We start from the raw sequence: 22,838 nt of genomic DNA, 5'->3' as shown, positions 1-22,838 counted from the left end.
TGGCGGCATTGGCGAAGCATCGAAATGACACTTCTACCCACTTTTTTCCACTTGTCTCCACTTTAGTGCATCACCCCATGCGGGTCAAGCGCACACCCGCGCGTTTTTCTTTGATACACAATGACTTATGGCCGCCCGCCGTATCCCGAGAAAACCTGAAAAATCAAGGCTGATGAAAGACGTTCATGAAAAAGCGCACGAACTGGAAGGCGTGCCGCGGAAAAAGTGGGGGGAAGTGGGGAATGGCGCGACGAAACGGCCCTGACGGACCGCGCCGGGAGGAGGAGAGCGCAGCCTTTCGTGCTGCGGCGGTCTGGGAAAAACGAGGGGGCCGGCAGCCGGCACGCACGTACGCTGCCTCCCGCGGCTCGCCCTGCGACCGGGGCGCGCGAAGAAGCGGGTAAGAGGCGGGGAAATTCGAGTGGGGAAGTTCGCCGATAAGCCGGGTTCTGTCGAACGACACCGGCGCGAGCCGGCATCATCGGGCAGTCATTCCTCTGGGCGGCACGTTACCGTGACGCTCTAGCAGCCTACCCGGGAGCGACGCGAGCCACGTCATTGCTCCCCTATTTGGCCTTGCCCCGGATGGGGTTTGCCGTGCCGTCCGTGTTGCCACGTCCGCGGTGGGCTCTTACCCGACGGCGCTGCTGCGCCGACCGGCATCGCGCCTGCGCGCGACACCGCACCGTTTCACCCTTGCCTGATCCGGCGGGCGCGGCATGCGCCGCGCCCGCTGCCGCCGCTTGCGCGGCAGCCCCCGATCGTGCCGAAGCACGACTCCCTCCTTTTCAGGAGAGAGACCCTGCCGCATTTCAGCGGCAGGGTCCGGACAGCCATCGGCGGTCTGCTCTCTGTTGCACTTTCCGTCGCCTCGCGACGCCCGGCCGTTAGCCGGCATCCTGCTCTACGGGGCCCGGACTTTCCTCCACGCACGACGAGGTGCGCAGCGACTGCCTGGCGAACTTCCCGACGATGATTATACGCTGGCGGGCGCCACCTTCGGCGCCGGCCGGCCGCGGAAAGCGGAAGCGTTCAGCGCGCAGGCTCCGCCTTGACGAAGGCGGCGACGCCGTCCTTGAGGCGGAAGCTGCCGACCAGGGGCCCAGGCGCCTGGCCGCCGGACGGATTCCAGTCCTGCACCAGGCAGCGCTCGGTGCCGGCAAGGTACCAGCGATCCCCCTGGTGCAGCGCCCACAGGCGGTCGCCGGCTTCGTAGACCTCCATTTCGACCAGCGTCGTCGAACCCGGATGAATGGCGACGCGGCGCTGGCAATGCGGCAGGCGCGACGCGACGATGTACTGCGCCAGCTCGCTGTTCCACACCCATGCCTGCTCGCGTACCAGGATCAGTGCATGGTCCTTGCCCTCGATCGAAAACGCGGTGGCGCTGTTCTCGCAGCCGGCGAGCAGCGGCAGGCAGGCGGCGGCAAGCAGCAGCCGCGCCGCGCGCGAAGCATTGCGGATCGACATCCTCACCTCCTCCCGCACGCCGATGGCCCGACGGTCAGGCGACCAGCTTCCACGCCACCGCTTCGCCGGCGCGCAGGGGAACCAGCGGATCGTCGCCAAGGTAGCCGTAGGACGCCGGCACCTCCCAGCTCTCGCGCCGCAGCGTGATCGTGTCGGCGTTCGGCGCTAGGCCGTAGAAGGCCGGGCCGTTCAGGCTGGCGAAGGCTTCCAGCTTTTCCAGCGCCCCGGCGGCATCGAAGACTTCCGCATACAGCTCGATGCCGGCATGCGCGGTGTAGCAGCCGGCACAGCCGCAGGCCGCTTCCTTGGTGCTGCGCGCATGCGGCGCCGAATCGGTGCCGAGGAAGAAGCGCGGATTGCCCGAAGTCACCGCCTCGACCAGCGCGCGGCGATGCGTCTCGCGCTTGAGCACGGGCAGGCAATAGTGATGCGGCCGGATGCCGCCCGCGAAGATGGCGTTGCGGTTGAGCAGCAGATGGTGCGCGGTCACCGTCGCCGCCACGTTGGCGCCGGCCGCGCGCACGAACTGCGCCGCCTCGGCGGTGGTGATGTGCTCGAAGACGACGCGCAGCCTGGGGAAGCGGCGCACCAGCGGCGACAGCACGCGCTCGATGAAGACGTGCTCGCGGTCGAACACGTCCACATCGTGGCCGGTCGCCTCGCCATGCACGCACAGCACCATGCCGAGCGCCTCCATGCGCTCGAGCACCGGATAGACCTTGTCGATCGCCGTGACGCCAGCATCGGAATTCGTCGTCGCGCCCGCCGGATAGAGCTTCACCGCGACGATCCTGCCGCTCGCCCTGGCACGGTCGATCTCGTCCGGCGGCAGGTTGTCGGTGAGGTACAGGCTCATCAGCGGCTCGAAACGACTGCCCGGCACCGCGGCGAGAATGCGCTCGCGATAGGCCAGTGCCTGCTCGGTGGTGGTCACCGGCGGTTTCAGGTTGGGCATGATCAGCGCACGGCCGAAGCGCGCAGCGGTATGCGGCACGACTGCTTCGAGCGCGTCGCCGTCACGCACGTGCAGATGCCAGTCGTCTGGGCGGATGAGGGTGATCGATTGCATGGAGCCTTTCCCGGTTCGGAGCGCACCGATTATACGGCGCCCGGCACTTGCCCCGGCGCGCCAATATTCCGCGGATGGCCTACGCCGGAGCCTGCCCGCCGCCCTTGGCCTTGAGCTGCAGCGCGCGTGCATACAGCGCATTGCGGGGCGCTCCCGAAATCTCGGCGGCAAGGCGCGACGCCGTCTTGACCGGCAGTTCCGCCAGCAACAACGACAGGACCTTCTCCGCCTCCGCGTCCAGCCCTTCCGCCGCGGGCGCGCCGCGCACCACCAGCACGAACTCGCCGCGACTGCGGTTCGGATCGGCGGCGAACCAGGCGGCCGTATCGGCGAGCATCAGGCAGGCGATCTCCTCGTGCAGCTTGGTCAGTTCGCGCGCGATCAGGACCTCGCGCATCCCGCCCAGCACCGCAGCCATGTCGGCCACGCATTCGGCCACCCGGTGCGGCGCCTCGTAGAACACCAGCACGTCGGGATCGCCGGCCAGTTTCTCGAGCGCGGCACGCCGCGCCGCGCTCTTCGGCGGCAGAAAACCGACGAAGCGGAAACCCGCCTCCGCAAAGCCCGACACCGACAAGGCCGCGACCGCGGCGCACGCGCCCGGCACCGGCACCACCGGATGGCCGGCGGCACGCACCCGCGCCACCGCCCGCGCGCCCGGATCGGACACCGCGGGCGTGCCGGCATCGGTGATGAGCGCGACATGCCGCCCCTGCGCCAGCAGCTCGATCAACTGGCTGGCGGCCACCTGCTCGTTGTGCTCGTGCAGCGCCAGCATGCGCGTGCGGATGCCGCAGGCATCGAACAGGCGCTGGCTGTGGCGCGTGTCCTCCGCCGCGACGACGTCGACCGCGCGCAGCACCGCGAGTGCGCGCAGGGTGACGTCCTGCAGGTTTCCGAGCGGCGTGGCCACCACATACAATGACGGCGTACTGGAAAGCGGAGAGCCGGCTGCGGTCGGAAGATCGTTCATGGGACGGGCGCGCCAGGCGCGGACAGGAAACTCAGGAAGGCGGCGATGACGAAACGCGACACCCGCGCACCGGCGGAAACGGACTCGGCAGGCCGGGAGGCGGCAACTGCGACGCCCCGCATTGTCGGCGTGCGGCCGACGCCGGCGCAAGCGCGCGGACGATTCGCCGAGGATCTCGCGGCACGGCATCTCGCCCGCCACGGGCTGCGCGTCATCGAACGCAACGTGCGCTGCCGCGGCGGCGAGGTCGATATCGTCTGCCTGGATCGCGGCACGGTGGTCTTCGTCGAGGTGCGGCTGCGCACCGGCAGCCGCTTCGGCGGCGCGGCCGAGAGCATCACCGCCGCCAAGCGCCGGCGCATCCTCCTTGCCGCGCAATGGTGGCTTGGCGCCGCCGGGCGCTGCCACCGCGCCGCGCCCTGCCGCTTCGACGCCGTGCTGCTCGACGGGCTCGACGAGACCGGCATCACCTGGTTACCGGGTGCCTTCGATGCCGGCTGAGAGCACATGCTAGACTTCGCTGCCTCAACGACAGCCCGCCGCGACATGGATCTCATCGACCGCGTATCCCGCCAGTTCGAGGACAGCGCCCGCACCAAGCTCGATGCCCTGGAACACCTGGCCGCCCCCATCGCCGGCGCCGTCGAGGTCATGACCACCTCGCTGCTCAACAACGGCAAGATCCTCTCCTGCGGCAACGGCGGCTCGGCCGCCGATGCGCAGCACTTCGCCGCCGAGCTGGTGAACCGTTTCGAACTGGAGCGCCCGCCGCTGGCCGCGGTCGCGCTCACCACCGACAGCTCGACGCTGACCTCGATCGCCAACGACTACGATTTCACCCAGGTCTTCTCCAAGCAGGTACGCGCCCTCGGCCAGCCCGGCGACATCCTGCTGGCGATCTCGACCAGCGGCAATTCACCCAACGTCGCCGAGGCGATCCTGGCCGCGCACGAGCGCGAAATGCGCGTCGTCGCCCTCACCGGCAAGGGCGGCGGCAGGATCGGCGAACTGCTCGCCGACGGCGACATCCATCTTTGCGTTCCGGCCGACCGCACCGCACGCATCCAGGAAGTCCATCTGCTCGTGCTGCATTGCCTGTGCGACGGCATCGATTGTCTCTTACTGGGAGTGGAAGAATGAAAACCATGCACCTGCCCGCCGGCGCGGCGCGGCGCAAGCTGCTGCTCGGCATCGCCGCCGCGGCCACGCTGCCCGTGCTGCAAGGCTGCTTCCCCGTGGTGGCGACCGGCGTGGGCGCCACCGCGGCCATGGTGGCCGACCGCCGCACCAGCGGCACCTACATCGAGGACGAAGCCATCGAGTGGAAGGCCAGCGGCCGCATCAGCGAGCATTTCGGCAGCAACACGCACGTCAATGTCACCTCCTACAACCGCAACGTGCTGCTCACCGGCGAAGTGCCGAACGAGAACACCCGCGCCGAGGTGGAGCGCCTGGTCGCGGGCGTCGAGCACGTGAAGGGCATCATCAACGAAGTGGTCGTCGGCCCGACCTCGTCGCTGACGACGCGCGGCAACGATACGCTGATCACCTCCAACGTGAAGGCGCGCATGGTCGACTCGCAAAACGTCCCCGCCCACAACGTGAAGGTGGTGACCGAGGTCAACGTCGTCTATCTGCTGGGCATGGTCACGCGCGCCGAGGCCGATGCCGCAGCCGAAGTGGCCCGCACCAGCAAGGGCGTGCGCAAGGTGGTGCGCGCATTCGAGTACATCAGCGACGAAGAGGCCCTCCGACTGGACAACCCGACCGGCGCCAAGCGATGACGCGGAGACGCGCGGTCACCGGCAAGCAGTGATGCGGGCCATCCCCGGCCTGCCTGGAACAGCCCCGATGCCCGATGGCAGGCGTCGCGCGGCACACCGAAGGCCCACCGCGCCGCCGTCAGGCCGTCGCGGCAAGCGCATCCAGCAGTTTCTGGTGCACTCCGCCGAAGCCGCCGTTGCTCATCACCAGGACGTGGTCACCCGCCCGCGCCATCGCCACCACGTCCGCGACCAGCGCATCGAGCGCTTCATAGGCCCGCGCCCTAGCGCCCAGCGGTGACAGCGCCGCCGCCGCATCCCAGCCCAGCCCGCCCGCATAGCAGAAGACCGCATCGGCCTGCTCGAGGCTGGCCGGCAGTTGCGCCTTCATCACGCCCAGTTTCATCGTGTTCGAGCGCGGTTCGAGTACGGCCAGGATGCGCCCCGAGGTCTCGCGCCGCCGCAGGCCGTCGACGGTGAGCGCGATGGCCGTCGGATGGTGCGCAAAATCGTCGTAGACCGTGACGCCGCGCACCGTGCCACGCACCTCCAGCCGCCGCTTGATGCCCTGGAAGCGCGCCAAGCTGGCGATCGCCTGCGCCGGCGCCACGCCCACGTGGCGCGCCGCCGCGATCGCCGCCAGCGCGTTCTCGCGGTTGTGCCGGCCGGCCAGCGGCATCGCGGCGCGGCCGAGTTCGGCGCTGCCCAGCCTGAACACCGCCTCGGCATCGGACGCGCCCGTGGAGGCCGACCACTGCTCATCGTCGTTGAACCACTCGAGTTCGGACCAGCAACCGCGCGCGATCACCCGCTTCAGGCTGTCTTCGTGCGCATTGGCGACGATGCGCCCGCTGCCGGGGATGGTGCGTACGAGATGGTGGAACTGCGTCTCGATCGCCGCCAGATCGGCAAAGATGTCCGCATGGTCGAACTCGAGGTTGTTCAGGATCGCGGTGCGCGGCCGGTAATGCACGAACTTGGAGCGCTTGTCGCAGAACGCCGTGTCGTACTCGTCCGCCTCGATGACGAAGAACGGCGACTCCGTCAGCCGTGCCGACACGCCGAAGTTCTGCGGCACGCCGCCCACCAGGAAGCCCGGATTCAGGCCGGCGTCCTCCAGCATCCACGCCAGCAGCGAGGTGGTGGTCGTCTTGCCGTGGGTCCCCGCCACCGCCAGCACCCAGCGTCCGGCGAGCACGTGCTCGGCCAGCCACTGCGGCCCCGATGCATACGGCAGCCCGCGGTCGAGGATGGCCTCGAGCAGCGGGTTGCCGCGCGATACGGCGTTGCCGATCACGAACATGTCCGGCGCGAGATCGATCTGCGACGCGTCGTAGCCCTCGGTGAGCGCAATGCCCTGCTCTTCGAGCTGGGTACTCATCGGCGGATAGACGTTCGCATCGCAGCCGGTGACCTCGTGGCCCGCCGCCCGGGCGAGCAGCGCGACGCCGCCCATGAAGGTGCCGCAGATGCCGAGAATGTGGATATGCATGAACTTTGTGCTCCGCGAGGCCGTCATCCGATTGCAACCGGCCCGTGTAAAATGGGTCGCATTCTAACCGACGGCAATCGGGCGCCCGCTTGTTCGCAGCGCCCCAGCCGCCGGACGATCCCGCTTCCACTCGAGCCTGTAGCCATGCCTTCCCATGCACACGCATTCCGAAGCGGTAACCTGCGGCGAGAGATCGCCGCGCTCGCGGCACGCATGATGGCCGAAGACGGCATCAGCGACTTCGGCTTCGCCAAGCGCAAGGCCGCGCGCCAGCTCGGCGCGGTCGACGCCGAGGTCCTCCCCAACAACGCCGAGATCGAAGCCGAACTGCGCGCCTGGCAAGCGCTGTACCAGGACGAGGAACAGCCGCAGCGGCTGCACGAGATGCGCAGCGCGGCGGTGGAGATCATGCGCCTGCTGGAGGATTTTCGCCCCTACCTGACCGGCGGCGCGCTCGACGGCACCGCCGGCCGCTACTCGGAACTGGAGATCGACCTCTACCCCGAGAGCACCAAGGAGGTCGAGATCTTCTTCCTGAACCAGGACGTGGCCTACGAGCACCGCGAGCCCCGGCGCCCGGCGCCCGACCTGCCGGAAGCCATCCTGAGCTTCGACTGGGACGACGTGCCGGTGCGTCTGTCGGTCTATCCGGCCAGCGCCGAGCGCCGCGGGCGCCGCGGACAGGATCGCGCGCGCCTCGCCCAGGTCGAGGTCCTGCTGCAGAACGCGCCCGCGACGCAGGGTGGCGAGGAAGCCCACGGATGACCCGCGGCGCCCGGATCGCCCTCCTGATCGCCGTTGCCGCCGTCGCCGGCGCGGCCGGCTTCCTTGCCAGCCGCCAGTTCGCCCCCTCGGCGCCCGCCCAGGTCGTGGCGCAGGAAACCGTGGATGCCCTCTTCGCCCTGCAACTGCCCGACACCGACGGCAACGAGCAGACGATGGCGCAGTGGCGCGGCAAGGTCGTCGTGGTCAACTTCTGGGCGACGTGGTGCCCCCCCTGCCGCAAGGAGATTCCCGATTTCTCCGACGCCAGCCGCGCGCTGGCCGGGGATCCCGTCCAGTTCGTCGGCCTCAGCATCGACGATGCCGACAAGGTGCGCGCATTCGACAAGGAACTGGACGTTCCCTATCCGCTGCTCATCGCCTCGCCACAGGTGCTCGGACTGGCCGCCGGCTTCGGCAACCAGGCGCAGGCCCTGCCCTTCACCGTGATTTTCGATCGCGACGGCAAGGTCCGCCACGTCAAGCTCGGCACCTTGAAGCGGGCCGAACTCGAAGGCAAAATCCGCGCACTGCTCGCATCCTGAAGCGAAGGCCGCAAACCCTCGAGCGTAGACAAGTTGTCGGGAATTGCGGCAAACTTGTTTGCATGATGCGTCCAAATTGCTGCCTGCAGTCCGGCGCCGGGCAGTCCGCGCCCGGCCTGCCAGCGGTCCTTGCGACCGCGCGCGGGCCATTCCCGGCCTCCGCGGGAGGCCCGGACGCCCCCTCATGCACCACCCGCGAGCCCGGTGCGCACGCACGCGCCCGCCGCCCCCTTTCCGCATCCGTATTCCGGCCTGCATCGAGGCAGGCATAGAACAACCATTCATCCCGGACAGCCGCAAACAGGCCGGCCGTCCGACACGGAGAACAGCATGGATCTGCGCAAGCTCAAGAAACTGATCGACCTCGTCCAAGAATCGGGCATTTCCGAACTGGAAGTCACCGAAGGCGAGGAAAAGGTCCGCATCGCCAAGCATGTCGGCGGCGCACCCGCCGCCTATGCCGCACCGATTCCAATCGCCGCGCCCGTGCCCGTGGCCGCCGCAGCGCCGGCAGCCGCCGCCCCCGCAGCCCCGGCGGAAGACGCCCTGCCCGCCGGCAACATCGTCAAGTCGCCCATGGTCGGCACCTTCTACCGCGCCACGGCGCCGGGCGCCAAGCCGCTGATCGAACTGAACCAGACGGTCGCCGAGGGAGATCGTCTGTGCATCATCGAAGCGATGAAGCTGATGAACGAGATCGAATCGGAATTCAGCGGCACGGTGAAAGCCATCCTGGTCGAGAACGGCCAGCCGGTCGAATACGGCCAGCCGCTGTTCGTGATCGGCTGATCGCACCATGTTCGAGAAGATCCTGATCGCAAACCGCGGCGAGATCGCGCTGCGCGTCCTGCGCGCCTGCCGCGAGCTGGGCATCAAGACCGTGGCGGTCCATTCCGAAGCCGATACCGAAGCGAAGTACGTCCGCCTCGCCGACGAATCGGTATGCATCGGCCCGGCGCCGTCGGCCATGAGCTATCTCAACGTGCCCGCCATCATCTCGGCGGCCGAGGTCACCGACGCCGAGGCGATCCACCCCGGCTACGGCTTCCTGTCCGAAAACGCCGACTTCGCCGAGCGCGTCGAGCAATCCGGCTTCGTCTTCATCGGCCCGCGCGCGGAAACCATCCGCATGATGGGTGACAAGGTGTCCGCCAAGGATGCGATGAGAGCCGCTGGCGTGCCCTGCGTGCCGGGTTCGGACGGCGCGCTGCCCGACGATCCGAAGGAAATCGTGCGCATCGCGCGCGCCGTCGGCTATCCGGTCATCATCAAGGCGGCCGGCGGCGGCGGCGGTCGCGGCATGCGCGTGGTGCATACCGAGGCTGCACTGCTGAACGCGGTGACCACCACGAAGGCGGAAGCCCAGGCGGCGTTCGGCAATCCGACCGTCTACATGGAGAAGTTCCTCGAGAACCCGCGCCATGTGGAAATCCAGGTGCTGGCCGACCAGCACGGCAACGCGGTGTATCTGGGCGAACGCGACTGCTCGATGCAGCGCCGCCACCAGAAGGTCATCGAGGAAGCGCCCGCCCCCGGCATCGACCGCAAGCTGATCGCCAAGATCGGCGAGCGCTGCGCCGAAGCCTGCCGCACCATCGGCTACCGCGGCGCCGGCACCTTCGAGTTCCTGTACGAGAACGGCGAGTTCTACTTCATCGAGATGAACACGCGGGTGCAGGTCGAGCACCCCGTCACCGAGATGATCACCGGCATCGACATCGTGCAGGCCCAGGTGCGCATCGCCGCCGGCGAGAAACTGTGGTTCCGGCAGCGCAGCATCGAGTTCCGCGGGCATGCCATCGAATGCCGGGTGAACGCCGAAGATCCCTTCAAGTTCACGCCGTCTCCCGGCCGCATCACCAACTGGCACACGCCGGGCGGCCCGGGCGTGCGTGTCGACTCGCACGTCTACAACGGCTACACCGTGCCGCCGCACTACGATTCGATGATCGGCAAGGTCATCACCTACGGCGACACCCGCGAGCAGGCCATCCGCCGCATGCGCATCGCGCTGTCGGAGATGATGGTCGAAGGCATCAAGACCAACATCCCGCTGCACCAGACGCTGATGCTGGACCCCGGCTTCAACAAGGGCGGCACCAGCATCCATTACCTGGAACACAAGCTCGCCAACCGCAACGAAGTCAAGACCTGAGCACGCCGCAATGTGGATCTCCGTGACCCTGCAGGCCGACGCCGCCAAGGCCGAGGACCTCTCCGACGCCCTGATGGAAGCCGGCGCACTGTCGGTTTCCATCGAGGATGCGGATGCAGGCACCGACGCCGAGAAACCGCAGTTCGGCGAGCCCGGACACCTGCCGACCTCGCTGTGGGACCACAGCCGCGTCATCGCGCTGTTCGACGGCAGCACCGCCGGCGGCGAACTCGCGGCGATGCTGGCCGAAGCCGCCGGCAACGCCGGGCTGCCGGCCGTGCCGCCCTTCACCACGGAAGAAATCGCCGAGCAGAACTGGGTGCAGCTCACCCAGAGCCAGTTCGACCCCATCCGCATCACTGACCGGCTGTGGATCGTGCCGTCGTGGCACGAGGCGCCCGACCCTGCGGCGATCAACATCGAACTCGACCCCGGCATGGCCTTCGGCACCGGTTCCCACCCCACCACCCGTTTGTGCCTGGAATGGCTGTGCGAGGCCGTCACTCCTGGGTGCAGCGTGCTCGACTATGGCTGCGGCTCTGGCATCCTCGGCATCGCCGCAGGGCTGCTGGGCGCCGGCGAGGTGCTAGGCATCGATATCGACGACAAGGCGGTCGAAGCGGCGCACGAGAACGCGGCCCGCAACCGGGTGACGATGCGCGTGCAGCATTCCGGCGTCCCCGTCGGCGAAACCTTCGATCTGGTGGTGGCCAACATCCTGACGAATCCGCTGTGCGTCCTCGCTCCGGCGATCGCGGCACGCGTCGCCCCCGGCGGCAGGGTCGCATTGTCGGGCGTGCTCGAGACGCAGTCGCAGCAGGTCATCGACGCCTGGGCGCCCTATCTTGCGCTCGAGGTCGGTGCCACGCTGGACGGCTGGGTCCGGCTGGAGGGTCGCCGCTGAGCGCCCGGCCATGATGCTGACCCGCTGCCCCGCCTGCCAGACGGTCTTCCGGCTGCATCCGGAGCAGATCCGCGCCCGCAACGGCGAGGTGCGCTGCGGGCATTGCTTCAATCCGTTCAACGCACTGCAGCATCTGGTCGCCCCGCCCGACGATGCGGCGGACGCGAAAGAGGCGGACCAGCGGCCCACCGGCTTCGACTCTGCCAACGGCGACGACAGGGAGCCGACTCCGGTCGCCGCCGCGCATCAGCCGGTGCCCCCGCCCCCTGCGGACGACGCACTGGACTTCGAGCTGCCGGAGTTCCCTCCCTTCGACGATGCCCCGACCGATGCCGGCCCGCCGCCGGGCGAAGCCGGGTTCGCCCGCTCGACGGCTTCCGGCCAGCCCGAAGCAGGCCACCCGCTTGCCCCGGCGACGGCCGACCGCGATGCGGTTCCCGGCGAAACCGCTCCGGACGAATCGGCCCCCGGCTCCGCCCTGCCTGAAGTGATCCGCAGCGCCCGGCGCAGCACGCCCGAAGCCGACGACGGCGACAGCACATCCGCGGCCATCGACACCGCTGCCGCCGAAGATGCGGCACAGCCCGAACCCGCGCCGGCCCTCGCCGGACAGTCACCCGATACGGCAACGGGCGACGGCTCGGCTGCCGCCGAAGCCGGCCCCGACCTGCCTCCGGCAGCGCGCCACGTCGATCTCGAGCATCTGGATGCCACCTACGGCCGCCCGCGCAGCAGACGCAGCGCCGTGATGCGCACGCTCGCCGGCATGGCAGCAGGACTGCTCGCCGGCATGCTGGCCGCCCAGGCCACCTATCTTTTCAGGACCGAGATCACCCGTGCGCTGCCCGGCATGCGGCCGCTGCTCGAAGCCGGCTGCGCGGCGCTCGGCTGCGAGGTTCCGTTGCCGCAGGACGTCGCACTGATCGGCATCGAAACATCCGACCTGCAGTCGGACCCCGGACATGCGGGGCGCTATGTGCTGTTCGCCACGGTGAAGAACCGGGCCGGCTACCCGCAGGGCTGGCCCCATCTTGAACTCACGCTGACCGACGCGACCGACACGCCAGTGGTGCGCCGGGTGCTCGCCCCCGCGGACTGGGCGCCCGCCAGCGAACCGAAAGCCGGCATGTCCGCCCGCGCCACGATCCCGGTGCGCCTGCCCTTCCGCCTGGAAGGCGCGTCGCCCACCGGGTATCGCGTCTACGTATTCTACCCCTGAACCGGGGCCAAGCTTCCGCCAGGAGTCAGGCGCACCCGAGGCGTCCGACCCCGGCGGGATCAGCGCGCAACGCGCGTCACGCCCGCATCGCGCAGCACGCGCACACGCTCGCCGACACGGAAGTTCTCGCCCTCGTCGGCCTGCACCACGGCGAGATACTGGCCGTTGTCGAGCTGTACCGTCACCTCGACGCCCACCTGGCGGGTCGCACCTTCCTCGACCGCAGCACCGGCCAGGCCGCCGACCACCGCACCCAGCACCGCGCCCACCGCGGAGCCCTTGCCGCTGCCGACGCTGCTCCCGGCGATGCCGCCGACCGCCGCGCCGGTGACGGTGCCGATCGGCGTCTTGGTGCCTTCGAGGTTCACCCCGCGCACACCGGCCACCGTGCCGAACTGCACCACCATCGTGCGGCGCGCATCGTCGCGGGAATAGTCGCGACCGCCCATCCCCGCCGCGCAGCCACCGAGCATCAACACCGCCACCAGCACGCCCAGCGCCGCCCGCATCCTTACCATCTGCCTGCTCACCACGGGCTCTCCCCGAAGGCCGCCACGTGACGCGCCGCAATCTCGTCGCGCGTCGGGCGGTGATTCTGCCCACCGCGGTGGGCAATCTTGATGGCGCCCATCACTGCCGCCAGGCGGCCGCTCCGCAACCAGTCCCAGCCGTTGGCCAGGCCGTACAGCAGGCCGGCCCGATAGGCGTCGCCGCAACCGGTGGGGTCCAGGATCTCGTCCGGCTTCGCCGCCGGGATCTCGATGCATTCGCCCCTGGCGTGGATGCGCGACCCCTCGGCCCCAAGCGTCACGACCAGCGCATCGACCCCGGCCACGATCTCCGCCTCCGAAAGGCCGGTCTTCTCGCTCATCAGCCGCATTTCGTAATCATTGACCGTGCACCACGTAGCCAGTTTCAGGCAATTCCGTAACTCTTCTCCGCTCAGGATCGGCAGCGCCTGGCCGGGATCGAAGATGAAGGGCACGCCCGCCTGCGCGAAACCCTGCGCATGGCGCAGCATGCCGTCGCGGCCGTCCGGCGCCACGATGCCGAGCTTCACTCCGGCCGCATCGCGCACGTCGTTGAGGTGCGAATGGAACATCGCTCCGGGATGGAAGGCGGTGATCTGGTTGTCGTCGAGGTCGGTGGTGATGAACGCCTGCGCGGTGAACTTGCCGCGCACCTCGCGCACGTGATCCTGCCGCAGTCCGAGGTGGTCGAGGCGGCGGCGGTACGGGTCGGAATCCTCGCCCACCGTCGCCATGATCAGCGGGTCGGCGCCGAGCAGCTTCAGGTTGTAGGCGATGTTGCCGGCGCAGCCGCCGAACTCGCGGCGCAGATCCGGCACCAGGAAGGACACGTTCAGGATGTGGATCTGCTCGGGCAGGATGTGATTCCTGAAGCGATCGTTGAACACCATGATCGAGTCATAGGCCATAGAGCCGCAGACGAGGATGGACATGTCGGTTCCCATACGGAAAAGTCTGGAAACCGCATTATAAGGCGGGCGCCGCACCCGGTTCTCCGGCGCCCCGCCGGCCGGCGGTCAGGGGCCGACGGCCGCCCGCAGCCGCGCCGCCATGTCCTCCAGCGCCTCTCGCGCCGGGTTCTTCACCGGCCAGGCCAGGCTCATGCCGTCGCCCTCCCAGCGGGGCAGCACATGGATGTGGAAGTGGAACACCGTCTGCGCGCCGGCCGGCTCGTTGGCCTGGAACAGGCTCACGCCCTGGCAGCCGGTCACCTGCTTCGCCGCCCGGGCCATGCGTGCCGCGGTGCGGAACGCGGCGCCGGCAAGTTCGTCGTCGAGCGCATAGATGTTGTCGCGGTGGGGCTTCACCAGCACCAGCATGTGGCCGGGATTCACCGACTGGATGTCCATGATCGCCAGCGTGCGCTCGTCCTCATACACCTTGGACGAAGGCAGTTCGCCCTTCACGATACGGCAGAAAACGCAGTTCTCCATGTCTTGCTTTCTCCTTTCCGTTGCGCCGGTCGTCACTCGATCGTAACCAGCATGTCACCTTGACGCAACGCAGTCTTTCGAGAATGCTCCCATCGTCATGAATGAAACGGGAGCGAACCATGCTCAAGGATACCCGGCCGGAACAGGCCGCGGCCAAGCCCAAGGGCCGCAATCTGCATGTGGGCCTGGCCACCTGCGAAACCGAAATCCTCGAGGCGCAGAAGCTGCGTTATCGCGTCTTTGCCGATGAACTCGGGGCCCGCCTCGCCACCCGCACGCCGGGCGTCGATCGCGACATCTACGATCCCTACTGCGAGCACCTGATCGTGCGCGACGAGGACGCCGGCCGCATCGTCGGCACCTATCGCATCCTGTCGCCGGCCGCCGCGCGCAAGGTCGGCGGCTACTATTCCGAGAACGAGTTCGACCTCACCCGGCTGCAGCACCTGCGCAGCCGGCTGGTGGAAATCGGCCGCTCGTGCATCGATGCCGAATACCGTAGCGGCGCGGTGATCGCGCTGCTGTGGTCGGGCCTGGCGCGCTACATGCAGGAAAACGGCTACGACTACCTCGTCGGCTGCGCCTCGATCAGCATGGCCGACGGCGGCCACGCTGCGGCCAACCTGTACAACCGCCTGCGCGAAGACTACCTGGCGCCGCTGGAGTACCGCGTCTTCCCGCGCTGTCCGCTGCCGCTCGACGCGCTGCGCAGCGACCTGCCCGCCGAGGCGCCGCCGCTCATCAAGGGTTACCTGCGCGCCGGCGCCTGGATCTGCGGCGAGCCCGCCTGGGATCCGGACTTCAACACCGCCGACCTGCCCATCCTGATGCCGATGAACAAGGTGGACGACCGCTACGCCAAGCACTTCATGGGCCGCAAGGACTGAAACCGATGACCGACGCCGCCTCCGCGGCCATCCAGACGGCCAGCCTCGACGCCGGCAGCCCCAAGCTGCTGCGCGGCTGGCGCTACTTCCGCCTGGCCGTGCACGTCGCCGAGGGGGCGCTGACGATCGCGCTGGTCTACCCGCTCAGCGCCGAGCCGGTGCATCGCCGCCTGCGCCAGCGCTGGTCGCACCGGCTGCTGCGCATCCTCGGCATCCGCCTGCAGGCCGACGGCGTGCCGATCGAACCCGGCTGCATGCTCGTCGCGAACCACGTTTCCTGGGTCGACATCTTCGTCGTCAATGCGCTCGCGCCCTCCTCCTTCGTGTCGAAGGCCGAGGTACGCAACTGGCCGGTCATCGGCTGGCTCGCCGCGAAGAACGGCACCATCTTCCTGCGCCGGGGCAGCCGCGGCCACGCCCGGATCATCAACGAAGAAACCGCCGCCCAGCTCGATGCCGGCCGCAACGTCGCGATCTTCCCCGAAGGCACCACCACCGACGGCAGCCACGTGCTGGACTTCCACGCCGCCCTGCTGCAGCCGGCCATCGCCGCCGGCCACGCGGTGCAGCCGGTGGCACTGTCCTACCATGCGCCGGGCGGAAGCCGCAGCCGCGCCCCCGCCTACGACGGCGACATCAGCCTCGGGCAGTGCATCGCCAATATCATCGCCGAGCGCGGCATCGTCGCGCGGGTGCAGGCCGCCGCACCGCTCGGCACGGGCGAAGGCACGGACCGGCGCACCCTGGCGAGGCAGGCGCGGGAGATCATTGCCGGGCTGACCGGCCAAGGCTATGCTCGACGGGACGAAACGCCGACCTGCAGCGAGAAAGCCGATGAGCCTGCCGCAAGCCAAGACCCCGTTCGGGCCTGAGGACTACCTGGCCTGGGAGGCCGACCAGCCGTCCAAGAACGAATACGTCGATGGCGAGGTGTTCGCCATGAGCGGTGCCTCGGATGCGCACGCGACCGCAGCCCTCAATCTGGCCTCATCACTGCGCATCGCATTACGTGGCAGCCCGTGCCGCGCTTTCGTCTCGGACATGAAACTCGGCGTGGCCGCCGCCAACAGCTTCTTCTACCCCGACATCCTCGTCACATGCGATCCGCGCGACCGCGCACCCGAGGCCAGCCTCGTCAAGCACCACCCCGTGCTCGTCATCGAAGTGCTGCCGCCTTCCACCGAAGCCTATGACCGCGGCAACAAGTTCGCCGCCTACCGCTTGCTCCCCTCGCTGCAGGAATACGCGCTGATCTCGACCGAACAGCGCAGCATCGACGTCTTCCGCCGCGACGCCACCGGCCATTGGGTGCTCTACCCTTTCGCCCCCGACGACGAACTCGAGCTGGCAAGCGTGGATTTCCGCTGCCTGGCGGCGGACGTCTTCGAAGGCGTCGAACCCGAGCCGCGCGAACGCCCGGCTCAGCCCGGCACCTGAATCACCTCGCCGTCCTCCAGCCGGACCGCCGTCAGCTTGCCGCCCCACACCACGCCGGAATCGAGCGCGATGAGGCCGGGCGCGCGATAGAAACCCAGCGCAGACCAGTGGCCGCAGACGATGGTGTGCGTGCGGTTGAAGCGGTCGGGCACCAGAAACCAGGGCATCGTCCCCGGCGGCGCGTTGTCGGGCGGCCCCTTGGCACGCAATGCCATGCGGCCGTCGGCGGTGCAGAAACGCATCCTGGTCATCGCGTTGACCACCACCCGCAGCCGCTCCCAGCCCTCCAGATCCTCCGACCAGCGATCCGGCTTGTTGCCGGCAAGATTCAGCAGGAATTCCTGCGCCTGCGGACCGGTCAGCGCCGCGCTCACCTCGCCCGCCAGTTCCTGCGCGCGCGCCACCGTCCAGCCCGGCAGCAGACCCGCATGGACGAGCACGTAGTCGCCATCCACATGCATCAAGGGCCGGTGCGCCAGCCACTGCAGCAGCGCATCGCGGTCGGGCGCCTCCATCACCTGGTAGAGCGTGTCGTCGTCCTCGCGCCGCTCGTAGCCGGCCGCCACCATCAGCAGGTAGAGGTCGTGATTGCCCAGCACCACCGTCGCCGCCGCACCGAAACCGCGCAGCAGGCGCAGCACCTGCAGGGACTGCGGACCACGATTGACCAGATCGCCCACCACCCACAGGCGGTCCTGCGCCGGGTCGAAAGCCACCCGCTCCAGCAGCCGTTGAAGCGCCGGGTAGCAGCCCTGGATGTCACCGATTGCATAAGTGGCCATGAAAGCCGCATCAAAAGGATGAAAGAACGGCCCCGGCAACGATGCCGGAGGCCGGAAACCTGCAACATTCTAAAGGGATTGCAGCCCCGGAACGCAGTCCGCGGCGGGTTTGCGGCCCGGGCCTGCGGCGGAAAAACCCTGATGCCGTCGTCTATATTGAAATAGGGCGAAAATCGAATTCATCCATTCATCGTCGTCCGGGAGACACCCATCATGACCAACCGCTGCCTCGCCTACATCGTCAAGCACCAGGACCCGCTGATGCTGCCGCCCGACGCCACCGTCCAGCGCGCCTGCCAATGCATGTGGGAACGCCGCGTCGGCGCGGTACTGGTGACCGAAGACGGCAGGCTCGCCGGCATCTTCACCGGCCGCGACGCGGTGCGCGCCCTCGCCGAAGGCCGGATACCCGCGGCAACGCCCCTCTCCGCCGTCATGACCGCCAGGCCCGACACGATCACCCCGGACGCAACGGCCATCGACGCCCTGCGCCGCATGTCCGACTGCGGCTACCGCCACCTCCCCATCGTCGATGGCGACGCAATCGTCGGCATCGTGTCACGCGGCGACTTCAAGGGGCTGGAACTCGACCAACTGGAAGACGAAAGCTGTCTGTGGGAACGGATCGCCTGACTACCCGCACCGTAGCTTCTTCGCCCATTCGGCCACGATCCGGCACACGCCATACCAGGACGATCCGCGCAGCGTGAAAACGCGCGCTTGGCGGAGCGTCCGATCCGGTCTTCCATTGCGACCGGGCAGCGGAGAGCCTCAGTTCCCGCCGTCGCCAAACGACACGCCAACGCGCCGGATGTGTTCGAGCAGCGCCGGGTTGTCGATCTTCTGCAGCAACGTGAGGTCGACCTTCCACGGCAACAGCAGTTCGTCGATCTCGGTCCCGATGGCCAGCAATTCGGCCAGACTCAACGCTGGCGCATCGAGGCACAGATCGATATCGGACCCGGTCCGGTAGTTCCCCAACGCCCGCAAGCCATAGAGCACGATCCGGACCACGCCCGGGTGCCGCGCCAAGACCTGACGAATCTCCGCAATCGCGTGCGCCGGCAAACCGTGGCGCAGCCCACCCTGCGCCTTCATCGGCGCTCACCGAGTGCGCGCATCCGCCCGGCAAACGCCACGAACAGCGGCTGATAAGTGCCGATGATGCGGCCCGCGATCTCGTTGGCCACTTCTTCGTTGTAGGTATGGGAAGTCTGCTTGCGGCTGCGGATCATCTCCATCCAGCCTTCGCCATCCTGTACGAGCCCCCGACTGAAGGACTCCCGCGTGGCATCCCGCGATCCGGTGATGTCCACCCCGTGCCCTGCCAGTCCAAGTAGTCTTTCATCACGTTCCATGCGAGTTCGTGCGTAAACTCGAACGCCTGGATCAACCCCTGCTTCTCAAGATCCGTCAAGGGACGCTGATGCGACAGTTCGACGGCCGCCGTCAGGCGACCAAGCGCGCGATCGTAATTTGCCAAACGTTGCTGCCAGCGGATGTCTTGTGTCGTCACGCGGCACCCTCTCTTCCTGCAGATTATGCAGCAGCACGAAGCAGGACCGCGGACGGCGCTGCATGCCCGTTCCGGGAAAAGCGTGGCGGCGGGACCTGCCATCGCAACCCTTCATCCCGATGTTGGGAAAAAGAAGAGAGGCAGCATCAGGCAATCGAACTATCCTGAGAAGAGCTTCTTGCCCGTGCCCATGTCCGAACATGAAGGCACGCGGAATTTTTCATGCACGTCCCGGCACATCCACCGGATCGCCGAATCACCCGCAATCCAAGCCGCTCGGCCTCAGGGTTCCAGCGGTTTCCGCAGGCCGTGGCAGCCCGCCCTCGGCCAATATCTTGAAGAACATCGTTTCGAGCGAGACTGCCGGTTTCAGCGTAACGATGCGCCCGCCCGAGGCGTTCAGCCCTGAAATGAAATCAGGCAGTTCCGTCTGTGCCAGTTCGTGCTCGAATTCGCCCGTCCGAATGGCCTCGCCCGCCGCCGCGAATCCCTCCCCTGCCTGGTAGCGCACGATGAACCGATCGGCCCGGTCTGCCACCAGATCGCGCGGCGAGCGGGTCGTGATGAGCTGCCCTTGATGGATGAAGCCGAATCGATCGGCGATACGTTCCACGTCGTGCAATACATGGGATGTAAAGAAAATCGCCCCCCCGTCGCGCTTGTACTCGGAAAGGATATCGACGACATCCTTGCGCCCAACCGGGTCCAGGCCGGATAGCGGCTCGTCGAGCACGAGCAGGCGCGGACTGACGACCAGGGCATGGGCCAGCGCGACCCGCTGCGCCGTGCCTTTCGACAACAGGCGCATACGACGGTCCGCGACATGGCCAACGGAGAAACGGTCCAACCATTGTCGACACCAGATATCGGCATCGATGCGACGGATACCGTACATGTCCAGTGCCATGCGCAGAATCTCAAGCGGGGTAAACTGTTCATACAGCGCCGGAGACTCCGGAACGTAGGCCACCCCTTTTCGCGATGCTGCCTCACGTGCCGAAAGCCCGTAAAGGCGCACCTCGCCCTGATAGTCGTCAATGACATCCAGCATGATCTTGATCGTGGTGGACTTGCCGGCACCGTTCGGGCCGACAAAGCCGAACACCTCGCCCTCGTCCACCTCGAAGCTGACGTCCTGCAACGCCTGCACGGAGCGCGCCCGCGAACGAAAAACTTTGCTCACCGCGCTGAACTCTAGCGCCAAACTCATTTTGCGTCTTCCATTCCCGGAATTTTCAGACTGCGCAAACGAAACTCACCATCAACAAACTCGTAGCCCAAACCAAGGGGGTCCTTTGGAAAATCGGAGAGAAAACCTTCTTCCACCAAGGTAACCGGAGCAGCAAGCCTGCGCCCCATTTTAGCTTCATAGCGAGCCTGGGCATCCCGCAAACCAATCAATCCCGCCAATCGCTGCACCCGACGATCCAGCATCTCCTTAAGCTTCTCATCGGCCGCTTGATCACGCTCATGTTCAAGAAACCGCAAAGCAGCACGCTCATCCCGATATGTCTCGGCTTCGATCATCACCGCCATTCGGCGAAAAATCGCCGCATTGGCTACTGTCCGTTCCGCAGCCAACTCCAGAGCCTTGCGTCCGCCCTCCACATCCCGACGAAAGAACCAGAGATTGAATCCATAAAAAAAAGCCGGGGTTTCGTCCCAGATGCGACATTCTGTCGCACGGCGTAGAATATAGATGGCATCGTCCGGCGCGCCCCCCCAGGAAAGCATTCCGTTTGCGAGATAGTAATTATCTTCGTGGCACGGATTAAGCTGGGCTACCACCCGATGCGCGCGGATGCGGAAGGAAACGTCATCCATCAACGCCGCCGTTTCGCCGCTCAATGTTGACGTCGCTCGAAACGCCTCGAAATTCGCTGCTAGAAAACGATCACCCCCCGCAAGCAGCAACTGTATGGGAGCCGACACAACCACACGATCTGTCAGAACCAGTTTCGCAGAATTATCACGCGGCGGCTGGTTTAACACCAATAACAAGAAAAGGGAAGCAGCCCCCAGTGCAGTTGCTAGCGATCTGACCCGGCCGTCACTGCTCATGAAAAACGCCTACGCTTCAACGCCCATACGGCGAATGCTACCAAGGCAACGCCATACGATAAAGCCGTAAAAAATTGCCATGGCCAATTCGCCGGCAACAGATCCATCTTCCCGTACAACGCAATCATTCGGACATCCAGGGAAGCCAAGTCCGGAACGACATAGGTCAAAAGGTCCAGCGATGACTGATATTGGTGAGCATTCTCCATCAGCCACGATTCTCGCTGCAGCAGGGTCACCATCGACGAGAAAGACCGCGCTATTATCATGAAACCCATCGCACCGATAAGCACGAAGTTAGGCGTAGACGCGACGACGGCCAGCAATACCCCCATTGCCAACACCACAAATACATCGACTGCCATGAAACACAGCGTGACGAGATAAGGCACTCCGAGCGCCACAGGAGTTGCCTGCACGTATTCCTTGCCAAGGAGAGCAACGGTACCGCCTAACGCTACGGCAAGCACAAGAAGCAAGAAACCTACTAGGGCAAGCGTGGCAAGCAGCCTATCGATCAAGAATCGGTAGCGCGGCCGAGGATAGGTAAGCGAGACCAAAAACAGTCGGCGATCGAACTCCCGTGAAATCAGCTCCTGCAGCAGCAGCACTCCCATCAATGGAAGCAACACGCGGATCACCGAGAGACCGACATCCAGAGCTACCGTCGCAGGTTGACGGGCACTGAATTGTGCCCCTAGCCATGCAGTTCCGATCACCGCAATGACCAGCCAGAAGGAAGTAAATAGAAAACGAGTGCGCAGAGCAAGGCGCACTGCAGTAGAGAAATCCGGGGATAGGATCATTCTCGCGTCGCTGCGAATTGAAGGAGTAAAGCCAGCATCGACATCATCAATTGATTGAGGGTGTATCACTCAATCTTCCAAATATGCCTCGCAAACACTTTCCCTGTTGCGTTGCGAGCAATCGGCGTCGAGAATCGATCCCGTCAATGGAGTTCAGAAAGAACGATTCAACGTTTCCACATGCTCAAAGCGGCAGAGCATTACGCTCCTGCCGCTTTGACTTCAATGAAAGCTTGCACTTTCTATAGTGCGTGCTTCATGAATGCCCCGGGATTACCAGAAGCCGCCAAGTCCGCTGAGACTGCTGTCCGTGCACGCCCCACCGAGTTGAGCCGTACCGACACCGCCGCCACGGCTATTGGCGGTAAATGCACGGTAATCACTGATCTCGACGCTCGCCACACCTGCCGCGCATCCCGCCGGAGTATAGGTGATATCCGGCTCAGAACCTTGCGCAACGCAGTTCACCGTCGTCGGCTTGCGACTTCCCGCTTCGTGACAAGTAGCAACCTTGATTGCATTGGTCGCCTCGTCGCAGTTGAAGGCGCCATGGACACCCTTCGACAGGTTCAGCGTAACCTGTTCCGACAGGACCGTGCATGCGGTGGTGGTAACCGGACCACCATTAGGCGGGAGAGCCGTTTGAGCGGAAGCACCGAACGAAGCCCCGACGCCAGCAATCATCATGAACAAGGGAATAAGCTTCTTCATCTTCGTTCTCCTTATTTCTGCGCAGCGGTGAGCACGGTAAGGCCATTCTTGACATCTGCCTGGGCCGACGAATCGTTTGCCTTGGCACGATACTCGTTGAATTGCGGGATCGCGATCGCCGCCAGGATGCCGATGATCGCCACGACGATCATCAGCTCGATCAGGGTGAAGCCTTTCTGCATTTTCTTCATCATTTGAAGTCTCCGACAGGATTGACCGGGCGCCGGCAATCAATCCCGACGCTTGACCAACAATAAGCAGAAGGCGTGCCAGGTCTCTCGACCCACCCGATCCGTGACAGATGTCACATTGAGCGGCGGCAG

General features: G+C 66.3%; 27 protein-coding genes, 1 other RNA gene and 1 pseudogene. 13 read left to right on the top strand and 16 right to left on the bottom strand.

Going from position 1 to position 22,838, the window contains the following annotated elements; genetic code table 11:
- Positions 1–422: 422 nt before the first annotated feature.
- The 4 genes from rnpB to rsmI form a co-directional block, all read right to left on the bottom strand.
- Positions 423–966: RNase P RNA component class A (gene rnpB / locus CCZ27_RS01930), an RNA gene on the bottom strand.
- Positions 967–1,032: 66 nt separating this feature from the next.
- Complete coding sequence (locus CCZ27_RS01925) at positions 1,033–1,470, bottom strand: hypothetical protein (protein ID WP_096445115.1); 438 nt, start codon at positions 1,468–1,470, stop codon at positions 1,033–1,035.
- Positions 1,471–1,504: 34 nt separating this feature from the next.
- Positions 1,505–2,539 carry a dihydroorotase gene (gene pyrC, locus CCZ27_RS01920; protein WP_096445114.1) on the bottom strand — a complete coding sequence of 345 codons (1,035 nt, stop codon included), beginning with the start codon at positions 2,537–2,539 and terminating at the stop codon, positions 1,505–1,507.
- A 79-nt stretch (positions 2,540–2,618) separates the two neighbouring features.
- Complete coding sequence (gene rsmI / locus CCZ27_RS01915) at positions 2,619–3,512, bottom strand: 16S rRNA (cytidine(1402)-2'-O)-methyltransferase (RefSeq protein ID WP_096445113.1); 894 nt, start codon at positions 3,510–3,512, stop codon at positions 2,619–2,621.
- Between the two features lie 45 nt (positions 3,513–3,557).
- Here rsmI and CCZ27_RS01910 point away from each other — a divergent pair, with 45 nt between their 5' ends.
- From CCZ27_RS01910 to CCZ27_RS01900, 3 genes are read left to right on the top strand one after another with little or no spacing between them, the layout of a single operon-like run.
- Entirely contained in the window at positions 3,558–4,013 is a 456-nt protein-coding gene (locus CCZ27_RS01910; protein ID WP_096445112.1) for a YraN family protein, read from the top strand.
- A gap of 45 nt (positions 4,014–4,058) precedes the next feature.
- Complete coding sequence (locus tag CCZ27_RS01905) at positions 4,059–4,652, top strand: phosphoheptose isomerase (protein WP_096445111.1); 594 nt, start codon at positions 4,059–4,061, stop codon at positions 4,650–4,652.
- Entirely contained in the window at positions 4,649–5,296 is a 648-nt protein-coding gene (locus CCZ27_RS01900; protein ID WP_096445110.1) for a BON domain-containing protein, read from the top strand. Before CCZ27_RS01905 ends, CCZ27_RS01900 begins: the two co-directional genes overlap by 4 nt.
- A gap of 118 nt (positions 5,297–5,414) precedes the next feature.
- Here CCZ27_RS01900 and mpl read toward each other — a convergent pair whose 3' ends face one another.
- Positions 5,415–6,767, bottom strand: a complete 1,353-nt coding sequence (gene mpl / locus CCZ27_RS01895; RefSeq protein WP_096452069.1) for a UDP-N-acetylmuramate:L-alanyl-gamma-D-glutamyl-meso-diaminopimelate ligase — start codon at positions 6,765–6,767, stop codon at positions 5,415–5,417.
- A 144-nt stretch (positions 6,768–6,911) separates the two neighbouring features.
- Between mpl and CCZ27_RS01890 the strand changes: the two genes are divergently transcribed.
- The 6 genes from CCZ27_RS01890 (at position 6,912) to CCZ27_RS01865 (ending at position 12,352) form a co-directional block, all read left to right on the top strand.
- Positions 6,912–7,532, top strand: a complete 621-nt coding sequence (locus CCZ27_RS01890) for a hypothetical protein (protein WP_096445109.1) — start codon at positions 6,912–6,914, stop codon at positions 7,530–7,532.
- Positions 7,529–8,074 carry a TlpA family protein disulfide reductase gene (locus tag CCZ27_RS01885; protein ID WP_096445108.1) on the top strand — a complete coding sequence of 182 codons (546 nt, stop codon included), beginning with the start codon at positions 7,529–7,531 and terminating at the stop codon, positions 8,072–8,074. The genes CCZ27_RS01890 and CCZ27_RS01885 overlap by 4 nt, the downstream gene beginning before the upstream one ends.
- A 330-nt stretch (positions 8,075–8,404) precedes the next feature.
- Complete coding sequence (gene accB / locus CCZ27_RS01880; RefSeq protein WP_096445107.1) at positions 8,405–8,863, top strand: acetyl-CoA carboxylase biotin carboxyl carrier protein; 459 nt, start codon at positions 8,405–8,407, stop codon at positions 8,861–8,863.
- A gap of 7 nt (positions 8,864–8,870) precedes the next feature.
- Positions 8,871–10,229: an acetyl-CoA carboxylase biotin carboxylase subunit gene (accC, locus tag CCZ27_RS01875; protein ID WP_096445106.1), complete on the top strand. Its 1,359-nt coding sequence runs from the start codon at positions 8,871–8,873 to the stop codon at positions 10,227–10,229.
- 10 nt (positions 10,230–10,239) lie between these two features.
- A complete protein-coding gene (gene prmA / locus CCZ27_RS01870) occupies positions 10,240–11,133 on the top strand; it encodes a 50S ribosomal protein L11 methyltransferase (protein WP_096445105.1) in 894 nt (297 codons plus the stop codon).
- Between the two features lie 10 nt (positions 11,134–11,143).
- Positions 11,144–12,352: a DUF3426 domain-containing protein gene (locus CCZ27_RS01865; protein ID WP_096445104.1), complete on the top strand. Its 1,209-nt coding sequence runs from the start codon at positions 11,144–11,146 to the stop codon at positions 12,350–12,352.
- Between the two features lie 59 nt (positions 12,353–12,411).
- Here CCZ27_RS01865 and CCZ27_RS01860 read toward each other — a convergent pair whose 3' ends face one another.
- The 3 genes from CCZ27_RS01860 to CCZ27_RS01850 form a co-directional block, all read right to left on the bottom strand.
- On the bottom strand, positions 12,412–12,870 hold the full coding sequence (locus CCZ27_RS01860; protein ID WP_385962006.1) for an outer membrane lipoprotein: 459 nt from the start codon (positions 12,868–12,870) through the stop codon (positions 12,412–12,414).
- Positions 12,871–12,878: 8 nt separating this feature from the next.
- Positions 12,879–13,814, bottom strand: coding sequence for a carbohydrate kinase family protein (locus tag CCZ27_RS01855; protein WP_096452067.1), 936 nt, complete (start codon positions 13,812–13,814; stop codon positions 12,879–12,881).
- Between the two features lie 84 nt (positions 13,815–13,898).
- Positions 13,899–14,315 (bottom strand): HIT family protein, encoded by a 417-nt coding sequence (locus CCZ27_RS01850; protein WP_096445102.1) that lies wholly within the window; start codon positions 14,313–14,315, stop codon positions 13,899–13,901.
- Between the two features lie 119 nt (positions 14,316–14,434).
- On the opposite strand from CCZ27_RS01850, the gene CCZ27_RS01845 reads away from it, so the two are divergent.
- From CCZ27_RS01845 to CCZ27_RS01835, 3 genes are read left to right on the top strand one after another with little or no spacing between them, the layout of a single operon-like run.
- Positions 14,435–15,202 (top strand): GNAT family N-acetyltransferase, encoded by a 768-nt coding sequence (locus CCZ27_RS01845; RefSeq protein ID WP_096445101.1) that lies wholly within the window; start codon positions 14,435–14,437, stop codon positions 15,200–15,202.
- A 5-nt stretch (positions 15,203–15,207) separates the two neighbouring features.
- Positions 15,208–16,074, top strand: coding sequence for a lysophospholipid acyltransferase family protein (locus tag CCZ27_RS01840; protein WP_096445100.1), 867 nt, complete (start codon positions 15,208–15,210; stop codon positions 16,072–16,074).
- Complete coding sequence (locus tag CCZ27_RS01835) at positions 16,037–16,639, top strand: Uma2 family endonuclease (protein ID WP_096445099.1); 603 nt, start codon at positions 16,037–16,039, stop codon at positions 16,637–16,639. The genes CCZ27_RS01840 and CCZ27_RS01835 overlap by 38 nt, the downstream gene beginning before the upstream one ends.
- Here the strand turns inward: CCZ27_RS01835 and CCZ27_RS01830 are convergent.
- A complete protein-coding gene (locus CCZ27_RS01830; protein ID WP_096445098.1) occupies positions 16,624–17,421 on the bottom strand; it encodes a symmetrical bis(5'-nucleosyl)-tetraphosphatase in 798 nt (265 codons plus the stop codon). The genes CCZ27_RS01835 and CCZ27_RS01830 overlap by 16 nt on opposite strands.
- Before the next feature lie 213 nt (positions 17,422–17,634).
- On the opposite strand from CCZ27_RS01830, the gene CCZ27_RS01825 reads away from it, so the two are divergent.
- The gene (locus tag CCZ27_RS01825; protein WP_096445097.1) at positions 17,635–18,054 is read left to right on the top strand and encodes a CBS domain-containing protein; all 420 of its coding nucleotides are present in this window, start codon (positions 17,635–17,637) and stop codon (positions 18,052–18,054) included.
- Between the two features lie 138 nt (positions 18,055–18,192).
- Here CCZ27_RS01825 and CCZ27_RS01820 read toward each other — a convergent pair whose 3' ends face one another.
- The 7 genes and pseudogenes from CCZ27_RS01820 to CCZ27_RS24605 form a co-directional block, all read right to left on the bottom strand.
- Positions 18,193–18,519, bottom strand: a complete 327-nt coding sequence (locus CCZ27_RS01820; RefSeq protein WP_096445096.1) for a nucleotidyltransferase family protein — start codon at positions 18,517–18,519, stop codon at positions 18,193–18,195.
- Positions 18,516–19,039: pseudogene (locus tag CCZ27_RS24690) on the bottom strand (nucleotidyltransferase substrate binding protein). The gene CCZ27_RS01820 and the pseudogene CCZ27_RS24690 overlap by 4 nt, the downstream one beginning before the upstream one ends.
- 154 nt (positions 19,040–19,193) lie before the next feature.
- Positions 19,194–20,147, bottom strand: coding sequence for an ABC transporter ATP-binding protein (locus CCZ27_RS01810; protein ID WP_096445095.1), 954 nt, complete (start codon positions 20,145–20,147; stop codon positions 19,194–19,196).
- Positions 20,144–20,998: a hypothetical protein gene (locus CCZ27_RS01805; protein WP_198363239.1), complete on the bottom strand. Its 855-nt coding sequence runs from the start codon at positions 20,996–20,998 to the stop codon at positions 20,144–20,146. The genes CCZ27_RS01810 and CCZ27_RS01805 overlap by 4 nt, the downstream gene beginning before the upstream one ends.
- Positions 20,995–21,873 carry a hypothetical protein gene (locus CCZ27_RS01800; protein WP_232516531.1) on the bottom strand — a complete coding sequence of 293 codons (879 nt, stop codon included), beginning with the start codon at positions 21,871–21,873 and terminating at the stop codon, positions 20,995–20,997. Before CCZ27_RS01800 ends, CCZ27_RS01805 begins: the two co-directional genes overlap by 4 nt.
- A 204-nt stretch (positions 21,874–22,077) precedes the next feature.
- Positions 22,078–22,515 (bottom strand): hypothetical protein, encoded by a 438-nt coding sequence (locus CCZ27_RS23225; RefSeq protein WP_157748412.1) that lies wholly within the window; start codon positions 22,513–22,515, stop codon positions 22,078–22,080.
- 11 nt (positions 22,516–22,526) lie between these two features.
- Positions 22,527–22,709 (bottom strand): type IV pilin protein, encoded by a 183-nt coding sequence (locus CCZ27_RS24605; RefSeq protein WP_332460891.1) that lies wholly within the window; start codon positions 22,707–22,709, stop codon positions 22,527–22,529.
- Between the last annotated feature and the right edge of the window lie 129 nt (positions 22,710–22,838).

The organism is Thauera sp. K11, from assembly GCF_002354895.1.
In the GTDB taxonomy this organism is placed as follows: Bacteria; Pseudomonadota; Gammaproteobacteria; order Burkholderiales; family Rhodocyclaceae; genus Thauera; species Thauera sinica.
Note: the sequence above shows the minus strand (reverse complement) of the source record. Positions and strands in the feature narration are given on the sequence as shown.